Raw genomic sequence first — 14715 nt, 5'->3', positions numbered from 1 at the left:
GATTAAATAAATTTTTCTAAAATAAAGTACAAATATACGACAGGAACGCAGATTAAAAAACTGTCAAGCCGATCTAATACTCCGCCATGCCCCGGAATGATGTTTCCGCTGTCTTTGACACCGAAATTTCTTTTCAGCTGACTTTCCACCAAATCTCCTACAGGAGCAAAAGCGGCAACCAGAAATCCTACGACCATCCAGTTTCCACGAAGATCCGGCTGATATCGTTCAATAAAATATGATAGAACCAAGGTAAGCACGACACCTCCTATATAGCCTTCCCATGTCTTTTTAGGCGAAATTTTAGGTGCCATTTTATGTTTTCCGAAAAACTTTCCGGTAAGGTAAGCAAACGTATCACTGCTCCAGATCAGAATGAAAAGAAAAAGTACCTCTAGGGAAAATCTGTCATCAAATCTTGAAAACTTCGGTAATCCTAAGGCAAAACTGAATGGAAGTGCTACATAAATAACGGTAAAAATCAGTTTTCCACTATCATAATACAACTCGTTCGGATATTTGAACAGGGTGACTACAGCAATAACTATTAAAAGTAAGGCAAGAATCTCACTGATCCTAAAATCGAAAAAGAAATCAAAGTGGAAGTATCTTTTAGAGAAAATATAAAAAATAAAAATAATCAGCGGGAGAACGATCCATCTTTCGTATCCGTTTCCAAACTTCATGATCTTAAAACATTCCCAAGAACCTACTCCGAGAAGAAGGGTGATTAACCCATAATATAAGTACTCCTGCTTTACAAGATCGGGCACTATACTGTTGATCAATTTCGCTCCCAACGGCGTTGTACATAGAATGATAACTGCTACGTAAACAATTCCCGATAGAGTTCTTTGAATGAGATTTTTGTCCAAGATTTTAAAGTTTATAAGTTGACGCTTAGTCTTCAAGCAACAGTAGAAACAGTTTGGTGTTGCTATTGGAAGATGGGTCCAGTTTCGACTGAGCTCCACTGATGGAAGTAAGATTTTTTATATTTCCGTTTCTTTTGATTTTCCCCATGGCATCATTCAGGTTATTTACAATCTGTGAAACATTTGCCATAACGATGATCTTATTCGGTAATCTTGACGAATGATAGTGAAGGATATTATTATGGGAAAGCATAATTCTTCCGTCGTAAGCAATAAGATATTCACAAGTGATAAAACTTGCATCATTATCACTCTGCAGTTCTGATGTATAAGGTGTTTTTACGACATTTAAAAAATTCTGAAGATCTTTGTCCCAGCAGAAAACATTGCTGATACCTTCTATTTTGATGATCTGATTTAAGGTCTGTAAAGCCTCAGCCTCATCTGCACAGTAATTGAAAAATCCTCCTGAATGAGTAAACAATTGGGCAAATTTGTAGTCAAGATCCGCATTTTTAAGCGAATCCCCTAGCTTTTCCAGACTTGGTTTTTCTTCTTCTTCAGGCTGGTTGGTAAGTTTGCTAACAATCCTCTTGAATAAACTCAATTTAATTTATTTTTTTTAGTCACTTTATACAAAAATATAAAATTAATCATTTGGAATTCCAAAAACATGCCGATAAATATGAAAAAACCTGACAATTCAAAGACTGTCAGGTTTTCTTTATCTCATTTTAAAGATATTTAGAGTTGCGTAGGACTTTCAGGTGCCTGAATTTCACTTTCTTCCTCTTTATCTTTAACGATAATCTCTTCATTTGGCTCCTTTGCCGTCGGAATTGTATTGGTAACAGGTTTTTCTGTTAATTCAGGATCCCATGCTCTTTTTCCGAAAACTTCTTCCAGGTCTTCCCTGAAAATAACCTCTTTCTCCAAAAGCTTATTGGCAAGGGCATCCAGCTTATCTTTATTGTCCGTTAAAATCTGAACAGCCCTATCATATTGAGTTTCAATAATTCCTTTGATCTCAATATCAATTTTCTTGGCTGTTTCTTCAGAATATGGTTTTCCGAAGCTGTATTCTGACTGGCCTGAACTGTCGTAGTAAGAAATATTACCGATATTCGGGCTTAATCCATATATCGTAACCATCGCCTGAGCTCTTTTCGTTACACTTTCAAGATCAGATAGCGCTCCAGTTGAAATATTATTGAAGATTACCTGCTCTGCGGCTCTACCTCCCAATGTGGCGCACATTTCGTCAAGCATTTGTTCAGTAGTTGTCAGCTGTCTTTCTTCCGGAAGATACCAGGCTGCTCCTAAAGAACGTCCTCTCGGAACGATTGTCACTTTCAACAGGGGTGATGCATGTTCTACCAACCAGGAGATTGTTGCATGTCCTGCTTCATGATAAGCCACTCTTTTCTTTTCAGAAGGTTTGATGGCTTTATTTTTCTTTTCAAGACCACCTATGATACGATCTACCGCATCAAGGAAATCCTGTTTTGTTACAGATGCATGATTGTTACGTGCTGCGATTAAAGCGGCTTCATTACAAACATTGGCGATATCTGCCCCACTGAAGCCAGGAGTTTGTTTTGCTAAAAACTCACGGTCTACATTTTCATCGAGCTTGATTTTCTGTAAATGCACATCAAAAATCTGTCTTCTTTCATGTAATTCCGGAAGATCTACATAGATTGAACGGTCAAAACGCCCGGCTCTCATTAATGCTTTATCCAAAATATCAGCTCTGTTGGTTGCTGCCATAACGATAACATTGGTGTCGGTGCCAAAGCCATCCATTTCTGTAAGAAGCTGGTTGAGTGTATTTTCTCTTTCGTCATTTCCTCCTGAGAAATTATTTTTCCCTCTTGCACGTCCGATAGCATCAATTTCGTCGATAAAGATAATGGCAGGGGATTTAGCTTTAGCCTGGGCAAAAAGGTCTCTTACCCTCGAAGCACCAACTCCTACAAACATTTCTACGAAATCTGAACCGGATAATGAGAAGAAAGGAACCTTAGCTTCACCTGCTACCGCTTTAGCCAATAAGGTTTTACCTGTTCCCGGAGGCCCTACCAAAAGAACCCCTTTAGGAATTTTACCTCCCAGTTTTGTATATTTTTCTGAGTTTTTAAGGAAATCAACAACTTCCTGAACCTCTTCTTTTGCACCCTCCAATCCTGCAACATCTTTGAATGTTACCTGAATTCTTTCTTTTTCATCAAAAAGCTTGGCTTTGGATTTTCCAATGGAGAAAATTTGTCCTCCGGGACCTCCGCCGCTTCCCATTTTTCTGAAAAGAAGGAAATAAAACAATCCTAAAATCGTGATCCAGATCAGAGCCTGAATAAGAATACTCATTAAAGGGCTTTCACCTTCAGCATAATCTTTAGAGGTCGTAATCTGCGGATTTTGTTGTTTTAAAGCATCAAATTTTTCCAGGAATAATCTCAGGTCACCGTACTTAAGCGTATAGTCTGCTTTCGGAGCCATCGATAAAGATGAAAATGGGTTTGCTTTATCGTCTTTTTTTACGGTAGCTGTCTTCGCAGCCTGTGTTAGAAACACGTCAGCCTTCTGGGCTTGTTTATCTATCAAAACTCGCTGGATTTTTCCTGCCTGCATTTCTTTAAAGAAACCATCCTCATCAATAGATTTTGCACTGTTATCTCCTAAAAAATTAGGAACAAAGAATAACAAAAGAGCTATGATCGCAATCGGAAAAAACCAGTTAAATCCTTTATTGTTCATTTATACTTTTTAAAATTAAAATTCATTTTCAATTCTGGTGATGACGGCGTCACCCCAGAGTTCTTCTATATCGTAGTACTCCCGTACCTGTTTCTGGAAAATGTGTACAACTACTGAAACGTAATCTACCAACACCCACATTGCGTTCTCTGTTCCTTCTACGTGCCAAGGTCTTTCTTTTAATTCGTTTCTTACCTTCTTCTCGACACTTCCTGCTAATGCAGCAACCTGTGTATTGGAGTTTCCGCTGCATATCACAAAGGTTTCAGCGACAGAGTTTTCGATGTTTGAAAGATCGAAGATCATGATATCTTCACCTTTTACATTCTGAATTGCCTCAACGATTTTATCTAATAATTCTTGTTTTTCTGCTGTTTTATTCATTAAAAAATACTATAATCTGCAAATTTATTGTTTTTCTTTCACTTTAGCCTTACTTTTAGCCCCCGAAAGTCTTAAAGTTTTCTTAAATGAGTCAACTATTCTACCTGAAAGAATGTTCTTCTACTAATGACGAAATTTCAAAGTTTTTACTTTATGAAAATTCTGATTTTGTTGCTTTACATACATTTAATCAAACCAGAGGCAGGGGTCAGTATGGAAATACATGGTTATCAGCTGCTGAAAAAAATTTAGCTTATACACTAGCTGTAAAGACGGAAAATTTTTCACTGTCCGATTTCATGTTCAATTATTATACCGCAATTACAATCAGTGATTTCCTTGCCAATTTGACTGAAAATACCGTGAAAATAAAGTGGCCGAATGATATTATCCTTAAAAATAAAAAAATCGCCGGAATTCTGATAGAAAAGAAAAAAATTAACCAAAATAATTATTTTATCATTGGAACAGGCATTAATATTCTGCAGGAGAAATTTGATGAAATATCAAATGCGGGATCTCTTTTAACCCAGACTGGAAGGTGCTTTGAGCTTACCAGATTTACAATAGCTTTTCATGATTTTTTGGTTGAAAAATTGAAGAAAATTCCTTCAGAAAATAAAATTCTGAATTGTTTTAACGATAATTTATTCCGAAAAGATCAGATTTCTGTTTTTGAATTGAATGGAACACGCCAAAATGGCATTATAAAAAATGCTGACAAAAACGGAGAGATCTGGATCGACCTCGAAAATGACGGCTTAAAGTCTTTTTACCACAAAGAAATAAAACTCCTTTACTGATTGGCTCTTTTTAGATATAAGAATAAAGCCAGCGGTGAGAAAACAATATTTGGAAACCACATGGCCAATGCCGGCGACATGCTTTTGTTTTCAGACACCACTTTTAACGCTTCAAAGGAGAATACGAATACGAATGCCAATGAGATTCCCAAAGCAAGATTAATCCCCAATCCTCCTCTTTTTTTCTGTGACGAAAGAGAAAGTGCCAGAAAGGTAAGAATTACAATGGAAACAGGCATAGAGGTCCTCTGATAAAGCTCATTTAAGTGAGCGTTAAGATTACTGTTACCCTTTTCAGTTTCTCTTCTGATGAATTTTATAAGTTCTGGTGTTGTTTTGTTCTGCCCTAACAATTCATTCGGGAAAAGCTCTTCCGGATCATGGCCGTAACTTTTCTTCAGATCAAAACCGTTTGCCAATTTTTCCGTATCATCTTTATTGATGGTCTTTTCAGTGTAGGAATTAAGCACAAAAAGCTTTTTATCCTTATCCCAGAAAACATCAGAGGCTTTAAGCTCGTAGGTCATTTTCCTGTTTTTATCAAACTTCTGATAAATAAATCCGGAACCTCTTTTTTCGCGCTTGTTCCATGAGTTAATAAAAATATATTCTGTTTTGCTCAGCTGTGCAGAAACAGGAGCTGTTCCCAATACCTTTTCCTTATTGGCGGCATTATAAGTGTAAGCTTCCAGCTGATTTTTCTGAATATTGGCCCATGGCAGGATAAAATGGTTAATTCCTAAGGATATTATAGCAATGAAAAGGGAAGTGAGCAAATAAGGCCTGGCAAAGCGGTGAAAACTCGCCCCACTACTGATAATCGCCACGATTTCCGTATTATTTGCCATTCTGGAAGTGAAATAAATCACTGAAATGAAAACCAGAATGGAAAGGAATGTCATTACGAGATTAACGATCCAGAAAGGATAGAAATGTACCAGAAAGTAGGTGACATTCAGTTTCGGATCTATTGCGGTTGCATTTTCAATTCTTGGAATCTTCTGCTGAACGTCGATCACCAAAACCACTATAGACAATAGTATCAGCATGAAACTGAACGTTCCAAGGTATTTTCTAATAATATATCTGTCTATAATTTTCAGCATTATCCTAATTTTTAATGCGTTTTATATTTAATTGAAAATGATTACCCATTTTCTGTTAATTGTTTTAAATTCAATAGGATTTCATCCTATCCTTTTTTAGGTCGTCCCTTCGGGACTTCCAAACTCTGTATTTAATCTTACAATCTCTGACGAAGAACCGGAACTACAGAATTCTTCCACTGATAGAAATCTCCTGCTAAAATACGTTCTCTTGCCACTTTCACCAAATCTAAATAAAATGCTAAGTTATGAATCGAAGCAATTTGTTTCGCCAAATATTCTTTAGAAACAAATAAATGTCTTACATAAGCTTTTGAATATTCTCTGTCTACGAAACTTGTTCCAAACTCATCAAGTGGAGAAAAGTCTTTTTTCCACTTTTCATTTTTCATGTTCATTACTCCTTTCCAGGTGAAGAGCATGGCATTTCTGGCGTTTCGTGTAGGCATTACACAATCCATCATATCAATTCCCAGCCCGATAGATTCCAGGATATTCCACGGAGTTCCTACGCCCATTAGATACCTTGGTTTTTCTTTTGGTAAAATATCCGTTACCTCATCGGTAATTCTGTACATTTCCTCTTCAGGTTCTCCTACAGAAAGGCCTCCGATGGCATTTCCTTCTGCGCCGGCTTCTGCGATAACTTCTGCTGAAATTTTCCTTAAATCCGAAAAAGTAGATCCCTGTACAATTGGGAAAAGCCTTTGTTTATAACCGTATAATTCAGGATTATTTTCTGTCCATTCGATACATCTTTTCAGCCAGCGGTGCGTAAGTTCCATCGATGTTTTTGCCTGATTGTATTCGCAGGGATACGCCACACACTCATCAAAAGCCATAAAAATATCAGCTCCGATCTGTCGTTGGATTTCCATGGATTTTTCCGGAGAAAACATGTGGTAACTTCCGTCGATATGGGATTTGAATCGGGCACCTTCTTCCGACATTTTCCTGCTGCTGGCCAATGAAAATACCTGAAAGCCTCCTGAATCCGTCAAAATAGGAAGATCCCAGTTCATAAATTTATGCAAACCTCCTGCTTCCTGCATTACTTCCATTCCCGGACGAAGGTATAGGTGATAGGTATTACCCAAAATAATCTGGGCTTTTATATCTTCTTTTAATTCTCTTTGGTGAACTGTTTTTACACTTGCAACAGTTCCTACAGGCATAAAAATAGGAGTCTGAATTTTACCGTGATCTGTGGTAAGCTCTCCTGCTCTTGCCTTTCCCTCCGAGGTTTTTTCTATATTAAAAAATTTTTGCATCTTAAATTATCTCGATAAAACGGGAGCATTCTGAAGATTCTCTGTTTTATCTTTTTTATCCTTTACATATTTCTCCGCTTTCGGATCTTTTTTTAATAATATTTCCTGTGCATCTTCAGTGATAGCGCTCATTTTCTCTTTTACAATGTAATATTTAAAGCTATCAATATAATCTGCTGATTTTACGTTATGCGTTTTAAGAACATATCTTGTTCCGGCCTCCAGATTTGAATTCGGATACATGATAGTCGCCTGATCATTGATCGCCAGGTCAGCCATGATTTCAGCCATTTTATCTTCCGAAATCAGATTTTTAGGTTTATCAATATAATCTCCGCAAGAAAAAAGGCTCATGAAAACGAAAATGAAGATCAGTTTTTTCATAATTTATTGATGATGGATTTCCATTTTAAATTTAAAACTCCAAAAACCGCTTCATGAATGATCCCGCCATTCATTTTGCTTTCTCCCAGGATTCTGTTGGTAAAAATAATTGGAACTTCCACAATTCTGAATCCTTTCTTAAAGGCTCTGAATTTCATTTCAATCTGAAATCCGTATCCTTTTAATTTCACATTATCCAAGCCAATTTCTTCAAGCACTTTTCTCGAAAAGCAGACAAAACCTGCTGTTGTATCATGAATCGGGAGTCCTAACACAAATCTTACATATTTCGAAGCGAAATAAGAAAGCAGCACTCTACCCATCGGCCAATTGACTACATTTACTCCTTTTGAATACCGTGAACCGATGGCCATATCAGCATTCAGGCAGGCTTCAAAAAGTTTTGGCAGATCGTTTGGGTTGTGTGAAAAATCGGCATCCATTTCAAAAATATAATCGTATTTATTTTCGATTGCCCATTTGAATCCATGGATATAGGCTTTTCCCAGACCGTCTTTGACTCTCCTTACAGACAAATGCAGGAAATGCGGATATTTTTTCTGAAGATCCTTTACCAATTCTGCTGTTCCGTCCGGAGATGAGTCGTCCACAACCAGAATATGAAAGTCATCTTCCAATGCAAAAACTGCGGAAATAATATTTTCAATATTTTCCTTTTCGTTATATGTGGGAATGATGACGAGTTTTTTCATTTCAGTTTGCAAAGATAGTTTATTTAACCTTTTTATTTTATACAAAATAATCTATAATTTTGCAAAAAATACTCGTTTGCCGTTATCACAACATTTTACAAATCAAGTAAGAGTACCTGAGAATAATGACTGGGTGGTCTTTATATTGCTTGGCTGCATCTTTTTATATCTTTTCATGATGAATATCGTTGAAAGGGAAGCGAATCTGAGAGATTTTCTGATCCAGAAATATTATGATGCCAGCAATAATCTTCCAAGTTGGGTCATTACCTCCTGTGTAACTGCACTTACCTTATCTGTTCTGATTTCGCAGTATATTCCTACAGTACCAAAGTTTGTGGCAGACCTGCAGGTTTTTGGATATCAGCTGAACAAATTCGGTTTTTGCCTGATTGCCGTGATCCTTTTTTACCTTATAAGAACCAGTTTGGGATTTTTATTTTTCCAAAGTATCGGCGACGGAAAAAAGTGGACAACTTTTTATTTTACTGCTACAAAATTTTACTTTATCCTGTCTTTTCTGTTAATAATTTTATGTGTCATCCACTATTATTTCCCGGTCGACAGAAATAAAATGTTTTTGTATTATCTGTTCTTTTTCTCTTTTGTGTTCATTTTCAAGCTTTTTTTCTATTTATTTCACAAGAACAACATCTTACCTGAAAAATGGTATTATAAATTTTTGTATATTTGCACCCTCCAAATTGCACCTCTTTTGTTGCTTTGGAAAGTATTATTTTTTTAATAACTGTCAGTGATGAGAATAAAGTCTATATTGGTTTCTCAACCAGCGCCAAGTGAGTCATCTCCGTACCTGGATATTGCAAAGAAGGAAAAGATAAAAATAGATTTCCGCCCTTTTATCCATGTTGAAGGAGTTGACAATAAAGAACTGAGAACACAGAAGATCGATCTTACGCAATATACCGGAATTATTTTCACGAGTAAGAATGCGATTGATCATTACTTCAGATTAGCCGAAGAGCTGCGTTTTGCGGTTCCTGACACGATGAGATACATCTGCCAGTCGGAAGCGATCGCCAATTATCTTCAGAAACATATTGTTTACAGAAAAAGAAAGATCAGCTTCGGGGAAAAGAACTTCTCTGACCTTCTTCCTTTATTCAAAAAATTCCCGACAGAAAAATATCTGTTGCCTTCATCAGACGTTTTAAGCCCGGATATTGTGAAAACAATGGAGGCTTCTAATGTAGACTGGAAAAGAGCGATTATGTACAGAACGGTATGCAGCGATCTTACAGATATTAATGTGAAAGATTATGACATGCTGATATTCTTCAGTCCGCAGGGAATAAAATCTTTACAGCAGAATTTCCCAGACTTTAAACAGGAAGAGACAAAAATTGGTGTTTTCGGAACGACTACGCTGGCAGCCGCGGAAGAAGCCGGATTAAAGGTAGATCTTATGGCACCTACAAAGGAAACTCCATCTATGACAATGGCACTTGAAAAGTATATTAAAGCACTTCATAAGTAAGCTTTAACGATAAAATATAAAGCGACCGTCTTTTCATAAAGGAAAGATGGTTTTTTTTTAACTAAATTTGAACAAGAATTAATATTGAATGGAAGCTCCAAAGGCAAAAAAAATAGAAAAAATACTTGAAACACACGGTGATAAAAGAATTGACAATTATTTCTGGCTCAACGAAAGGGAAAATCCGGAGGTTATAAAATATCTTGAAGAAGAAAACGCTTACGCAGATTTCATCATGAAAGATACGGAACAGCTGCAGGAAGAACTTTTTGAAGAAATGAAAGCCCGTTATAAAAAGGACGACGCATCATTGCCGTATTTCTTCAACGGATACTGGTACATCGTACGATATGAAGAAGGAAAAGAATATCCTATTTTCTGCAGAAAGCATCAAACCTTAGAGAATGAAGAAGAAATCATTCTTGATGTTAATATTCTGGCGGAAGGACAGGATTATTTTGAAGTCGGAAGCGTTGCGGTAGCTCCGAACAATGAACTTGCTTCTTTTTCTACTGATAACGTGAGCCGAAGAATTTACAGCATCAATTTTAAAAATGTAAAAACCGGAGAAATTCTTCCTGATAAAATAGAAAATACTACCGGAAAAGCAGTCTGGGCAAATGATAATGAACATGTTTTTTATATCAGAAAAGATGAAAGTTTAAGAGCTTTTCAGGTATTCAGACATAAGCTTGGAACTGATCCTTCGGAAGATGTTTTAATTTTCCATGAAAAGGATGATACTTTTGATGTGAATGTTTTCAAAACAAAATCTTTAGAATATATTTTCATTGCAAGCTCCAGCACGATTTCGGATGAGCACCGGTTTATTCCTTCTGACAATGTTTTTGCAGACTGGACGATCATTCAGCCAAGAATAGACGACCTGGAATATTCTGTAGAACACTATGAAGACGAATTTTATATCATCACTAATGCTGACGATGCATTTAATTTTAAAATCGTAAAAACAAAGATCAGCAATTGTGGCATGGAAAACTGGGTTGATGTTATTCCTCACCGCCCGGAAGTTCTCCTCGAAGGTTTCGAGATTTTTAAAAACTATCTTGTTCTGGAAGAAAGAGAACAAGGGCTATTGCAGATTAAGATCATTGATGAAAAAACGCAGGAATCACATTATCTGCCTTTTTCAGATCCAACATATACGGCCTATATCGGCGTGAATCTTGAATTTGACACAGAAGTATTACGCTATGGCTATACTTCCTTGACGCAACCAAGTTCAACATATGAATATAATATGAAGGAAAAAACCACCAAACTTCTTAAGCAACAGGAAGTTTTGGGTGGAAAATTCTTTGCAGAAAATTATATTTCCGAAAGAATCTGGGCCAATTCGAGAGATGGAGAAACCAAAGTTCCCATTTCTTTAGTTTATCATAAAGACACAAAAAAATCTGCAGACACCCCATTGCTTTTGTACGGATACGGAAGTTATGGACATACCGTGGATGCAAGCTTTTCAAATGTAAGATTATCGATTCTTGACAGGGGCTTTATTTATGCTATTGCCCACATCAGGGGTGGTGAATATTTAGGAAGAGAATGGTACGAAGACGGGAAAATGCTGTTTAAGAAAAATACATTCTTCGATTTTATTGATGCCGGAAAGTTTTTGATTAAAGAAAACTATACTTCATCAAAACATTTGTACGCGATGGGCGGAAGCGCAGGTGGATTGCTGGTAGGCGCCGTGATGAATTATGAGCCGAATTTATTTAATGGTATTGTAGCACAGGTTCCTTTTGTAGACGTCGTGACAACGATGCTGGATGAGACTATTCCTTTAACTACAGGAGAATACGACGAATGGGGAAATCCGAATGATAAAGAATATTACCATTACATGAAAGAATATTCACCGTATGACAATGTAGAAGAAAAGAATTATCCCAATGTACTGATTACAACAGGATTACACGACTCCCAGGTTCAGTATTGGGAACCTGCAAAATGGACGGCAAAGTTGAGAGAATTGAAAACCGATGATAATATCCTTATTTTCAAAACAGATATGAGCGCGGGCCATGGCGGAGCAAGCGGAAGATTTGAATCGCTTAAAGAAGATGCGCTGGAATATGCGTTTCTTCTGATGATCGATAAAAGATAAATGATTATTCATAAGACACTGATCTTATTGAAGAAAACGATAAAAAAGAATTATAATTTATGAATGAAGCAGAATACTGGCAGAAAATAAAACAATTTTTCATTGAAAATTTTGACACTGAAAGAGATGCACCGATTGAAACATATCTGTTTTTAATTGGTCTTCAGGAGCTGGGAAGCGGTCAGCAAAAATATACGAAAGACGACAAGGTTAATTTGATTCATATCGCCGTTTGCAGATTACTGGAACCTTTTGGATACTATAAATTTTCGCATTACGATGACGACGGATATCCGCATTTTGAAAAACTGGAAGATCTTCCTGAGCTTAAGCCGAATGAACAGCAACTTTTAATGAAAAAAGCTATTATTCAATATTTCCAGGAAGAGGAATTAATTTGAATATAAAATTAAGTTTGAGTATAAAATAAAAATGGAAGGTAAGTTTACTTTCCATTTTTTATGTGATTCGTCTAAAACCAATTGATCTACCTTTATTGAAGACGGGTTAGAACCTGCCTTATTAATAAACTATTATGCTCATATTTAGAAAAAATTAATTCAGAATTTCTTCCAATTGATTTAATCCCGTTTTAAAACCTTCCTCAAAACCCATTTCTAACAACTGATTCATGGCGGGTTCAGATGCAAAATGGATATTTACAGTAACTTTTGTACCTTCTTCAACTCCCGTAAAGCCAAAAAGCCACTGAGCTTCAGGAAAATCAGGATTGCTATTTCCTTTGTCATCACAGAAAGTATCTGTGCCGTCGAAACTTCGATGTTCCATGATTTCACCATACTTCACCTTGGCATAATGTCTTTCTCCTTCTGGGCTTACCATTGAATACAGCCATACTCCTCCGCTCTTAAATTCCTGGGATACCGTTTCGCATTTCCATGGTTTTGGTGCCCACCACTGATCCAGCAATTCGGATTTTGTAAAATAGTCCCATAGTTTGGAAACATCGGCGTTGTAAATTTTCATCACATATACGCTGGCTGCATCCAAATCTTTATTAAAAATGATATCAGATTTCATATTAATTGTTGTTTACCCAAATTTACTTTTTTTATTTTACATCATGATAATCTTATGCCAAGCATTTTATAATTTATAAATAAATGTTAAAAAGCGGATTTTTAAGAAAAATTATACAATTTTTTGGCGCGTTTTTTGTTTATGAAGTCATAAAATATTTAATTTTAACATTCTATTTTTTAAAAAAGAAAATATGAATAATAAATTCATCCCAATAATATCGGTGTTTATGACGATCTCACTGATTGTATTCGTCACACTACAATTTTATTGGCTGAAACGATATTATGGTGCATTGGATCAGGATTTCTCTTCGAAAGTATATTCGGCGCTGGAAAATACTTCAAAGATTATTGGTGAGGCTGAAGTAGACAAATACCTCAACGTTGAGAATAAAGATTTCAGAAATACCATTCTTGCCAACGGCAGTCAACCTTCTTTAACCACCATCCAGCAGGTAGAAGATTCCGGGACGCAGCGGCAAATTGTTTATTCGAAAAGTATTATCGAGAAAAATCAGCTTCCGATTTCTCCAAAAGGAGATTCGCTGAACCTTACTACTTTATATTCCGATGAAGCTGCCTACAAAATAAAACGAGACACCACCAACCGGGAGCTGCTTACGTCGGAAATCAATAAAGACATTGAAAATGGCGATTATGCGATGAAGGAGTTCGTTAAAGTCAATGGAAACAATCTTCCCATTACCCGCAGGGTCGATGAAAAAGTCCTGGATTCTGTGATCACCAAAGAACTGAGAATAAGAGGAATATCAGCAACTTTCGGCTATGGAATTACTGATAAAAACAACAAGCTTACGAGTGTTGTTAATCAATTGTACAAAGAAAAAAAGGACAACAATACCTACAGCTATCCTCTTTTTACGGATTCAAAAGAAAGGACGTTATATACGCTGGCGTTGGTTTTTCCTAAAAAAGAATATTCCCTGGCGATGAATAACTGGCCGATGCTCTTGGGAACATTTCTTTCCCTGCTCACCATTCTCGGAATTTATATCATTTCCATCAATTATATGATGAGGCAGAAAAAGCTTGCTGAAGTGAAAACCGACTTTATCAACAATATGTCTCATGAGTTTAAAACTCCACTGGCAACGATTTCCGTTGCTACAGATTCTTTGGCAAATGATAAGATCGCGACAAATCCTGATAAGGTAAAATATTATTCAGAGCTGATAAAACAGGAAAACCTGAGAATGAAAAAGCAGGTAGAAAATGTGCTGAACATGTCGAAGCTGGAGCGAAATGAAGTAAAATTATTTTTAAAGGAGGCAAATGTCAGAGAGCTCATTAAAAAAACAACAGAATCCTTTAATCTGATTGTGCAGCAAAGAAACGGATCTCTCACCCAGGAATTCAATGCTACTGAATATAATTTTAAGATCGATGAATTTCATATTTCCAACATGCTGGTAAATCTTTTGGATAACGCCAACAAGTATTCACCGGAAGCACCTGAAATCACGATTAAAACAAGAAACGAAGGACATTGGTATGTTATTGAAGTCTCTGATAAGGGAATGGGAATGGAAACCCAGAATAAAACGAAAATTTTCGAAAAATTCTTCAGGGAAGAAACCGGGAATATTCATAATGTAAAAGGGCAGGGATTAGGACTTTCTTATGTGAAAAAAATTGTAGAGCTTCATAAAGGTCAGATTATAGTGGACTCCCATAAAGGAAAAGGAAGTACATTTACGATCAAACTGCCAATGAACTGAATGAAAATCAA

The 14715-nt window shown here is 36.5% G+C and carries 15 protein-coding genes; 6 read left to right on the top strand and 9 right to left on the bottom strand.

Going from position 1 to position 14715, the window contains the following annotated elements:
* Positions 1-2 precede the first annotated feature (2 nt).
* The 4 genes from AC3WV0_RS10650 to rsfS form a co-directional block, all read right to left on the bottom strand.
* Positions 3-875, bottom strand: a complete 873-nt coding sequence (locus AC3WV0_RS10650) for a phosphatidate cytidylyltransferase (protein ID WP_488846058.1) — start codon at positions 873-875, stop codon at positions 3-5.
* A 25-nt stretch (positions 876-900) separates the two neighbouring features.
* Entirely contained in the window at positions 901-1482 is a 582-nt protein-coding gene (locus AC3WV0_RS10645; protein WP_177175271.1) for an LUD domain-containing protein, read from the bottom strand.
* Positions 1483-1619: 137 nt separating this feature from the next.
* Positions 1620-3632, bottom strand: coding sequence for an ATP-dependent zinc metalloprotease FtsH (ftsH, locus tag AC3WV0_RS10640; protein WP_488846057.1), 2013 nt, complete (start codon positions 3630-3632; stop codon positions 1620-1622).
* 15 nt (positions 3633-3647) lie between these two features.
* Positions 3648-4016, bottom strand: coding sequence for a ribosome silencing factor (rsfS, locus tag AC3WV0_RS10635; protein ID WP_488846056.1), 369 nt, complete (start codon positions 4014-4016; stop codon positions 3648-3650).
* Between the two features lie 86 nt (positions 4017-4102).
* Between rsfS and AC3WV0_RS10630 the strand changes: the two genes are divergently transcribed.
* A complete protein-coding gene (locus tag AC3WV0_RS10630) occupies positions 4103-4819 on the top strand; it encodes a biotin--[acetyl-CoA-carboxylase] ligase (RefSeq protein WP_488846055.1) in 717 nt (238 codons plus the stop codon).
* Here the strand turns inward: AC3WV0_RS10630 and AC3WV0_RS10625 are convergent.
* From AC3WV0_RS10625 to AC3WV0_RS10610, 4 genes are all read right to left on the bottom strand, one after another.
* Positions 4813-5922, bottom strand: a complete 1110-nt coding sequence (locus tag AC3WV0_RS10625; RefSeq protein WP_488846113.1) for an LptF/LptG family permease — start codon at positions 5920-5922, stop codon at positions 4813-4815. The genes AC3WV0_RS10630 and AC3WV0_RS10625 overlap by 7 nt on opposite strands.
* 140 nt (positions 5923-6062) lie before the next feature.
* Positions 6063-7196 carry a tRNA guanosine(34) transglycosylase Tgt gene (gene tgt, locus AC3WV0_RS10620; RefSeq protein WP_488846054.1) on the bottom strand — a complete coding sequence of 378 codons (1134 nt, stop codon included), beginning with the start codon at positions 7194-7196 and terminating at the stop codon, positions 6063-6065.
* A gap of 6 nt (positions 7197-7202) precedes the next feature.
* Positions 7203-7580 (bottom strand): DUF4296 domain-containing protein, encoded by a 378-nt coding sequence (locus tag AC3WV0_RS10615; RefSeq protein ID WP_488846053.1) that lies wholly within the window; start codon positions 7578-7580, stop codon positions 7203-7205.
* Positions 7577-8293 (bottom strand): polyprenol monophosphomannose synthase, encoded by a 717-nt coding sequence (locus AC3WV0_RS10610; RefSeq protein ID WP_488846052.1) that lies wholly within the window; start codon positions 8291-8293, stop codon positions 7577-7579. The genes AC3WV0_RS10615 and AC3WV0_RS10610 overlap by 4 nt, the downstream gene beginning before the upstream one ends.
* A 76-nt stretch (positions 8294-8369) precedes the next feature.
* Here AC3WV0_RS10610 and AC3WV0_RS10605 point away from each other — a divergent pair, with 76 nt between their 5' ends.
* The 4 genes from AC3WV0_RS10605 (at position 8370) to AC3WV0_RS10590 (ending at position 12323) form a co-directional block, all read left to right on the top strand.
* The gene (locus AC3WV0_RS10605; RefSeq protein WP_488846051.1) at positions 8370-9038 is read left to right on the top strand and encodes a DUF4271 domain-containing protein; all 669 of its coding nucleotides are present in this window, start codon (positions 8370-8372) and stop codon (positions 9036-9038) included.
* A gap of 12 nt (positions 9039-9050) precedes the next feature.
* Entirely contained in the window at positions 9051-9791 is a 741-nt protein-coding gene (locus AC3WV0_RS10600; RefSeq protein WP_090000012.1) for a uroporphyrinogen-III synthase, read from the top strand.
* Between the two features lie 88 nt (positions 9792-9879).
* On the top strand, positions 9880-11922 hold the full coding sequence (locus AC3WV0_RS10595; protein WP_488846050.1) for a S9 family peptidase: 2043 nt from the start codon (positions 9880-9882) through the stop codon (positions 11920-11922).
* Between the two features lie 59 nt (positions 11923-11981).
* Entirely contained in the window at positions 11982-12323 is a 342-nt protein-coding gene (locus AC3WV0_RS10590) for a hypothetical protein (RefSeq protein ID WP_488846049.1), read from the top strand.
* Between the two features lie 154 nt (positions 12324-12477).
* On the opposite strand, the gene AC3WV0_RS10585 is transcribed toward AC3WV0_RS10590, so the two are convergent.
* Positions 12478-12963: an SRPBCC family protein gene (locus AC3WV0_RS10585; protein WP_488846048.1), complete on the bottom strand. Its 486-nt coding sequence runs from the start codon at positions 12961-12963 to the stop codon at positions 12478-12480.
* Positions 12964-13156: 193 nt separating this feature from the next.
* Between AC3WV0_RS10585 and AC3WV0_RS10580 the strand changes: the two genes are divergently transcribed.
* Entirely contained in the window at positions 13157-14704 is a 1548-nt protein-coding gene (locus AC3WV0_RS10580) for a sensor histidine kinase (protein WP_488846047.1), read from the top strand.
* Positions 14705-14715: the final 11 nt, after the last annotated feature.

The organism is Chryseobacterium sp. 27AL, from assembly GCF_057815395.1.
This window is presented reverse-complemented; position numbering and strand designations above follow the sequence as displayed.

Excerpts from the sequence above, each read along its gene's own strand:
- ftsH (WP_488846057.1), bottom strand. The coding sequence starts at position 3,632 with ATGAACAATAAAGGATTTAACTGGTTTTTTCCGATTGCGATCATAGCT.
- AC3WV0_RS10590 (WP_488846049.1), top strand. The coding sequence starts at position 11,982 with ATGAATGAAGCAGAATACTGGCAGAAAATAAAACAATTTTTCATTGAA.
- AC3WV0_RS10600 (WP_090000012.1), top strand. The coding sequence starts at position 9,051 with ATGAGAATAAAGTCTATATTGGTTTCTCAACCAGCGCCAAGTGAGTCA.
- tgt (WP_488846054.1), bottom strand. The coding sequence starts at position 7,196 with ATGCAAAAATTTTTTAATATAGAAAAAACCTCGGAGGGAAAGGCAAGA.
- AC3WV0_RS10610 (WP_488846052.1), bottom strand. The coding sequence starts at position 8,293 with ATGAAAAAACTCGTCATCATTCCCACATATAACGAAAAGGAAAATATT.
- rsfS (WP_488846056.1), bottom strand. The coding sequence starts at position 4,016 with ATGAATAAAACAGCAGAAAAACAAGAATTATTAGATAAAATCGTTGAG.
- AC3WV0_RS10595 (WP_488846050.1), top strand. The coding sequence starts at position 9,880 with ATGGAAGCTCCAAAGGCAAAAAAAATAGAAAAAATACTTGAAACACAC.
- AC3WV0_RS10585 (WP_488846048.1), bottom strand. The coding sequence starts at position 12,963 with ATGAAATCTGATATCATTTTTAATAAAGATTTGGATGCAGCCAGCGTA.
- AC3WV0_RS10630 (WP_488846055.1), top strand. The coding sequence starts at position 4,103 with ATGAGTCAACTATTCTACCTGAAAGAATGTTCTTCTACTAATGACGAA.
- AC3WV0_RS10615 (WP_488846053.1), bottom strand. The coding sequence starts at position 7,580 with ATGAAAAAACTGATCTTCATTTTCGTTTTCATGAGCCTTTTTTCTTGC.
- AC3WV0_RS10580 (WP_488846047.1), top strand. The coding sequence starts at position 13,157 with ATGAATAATAAATTCATCCCAATAATATCGGTGTTTATGACGATCTCA.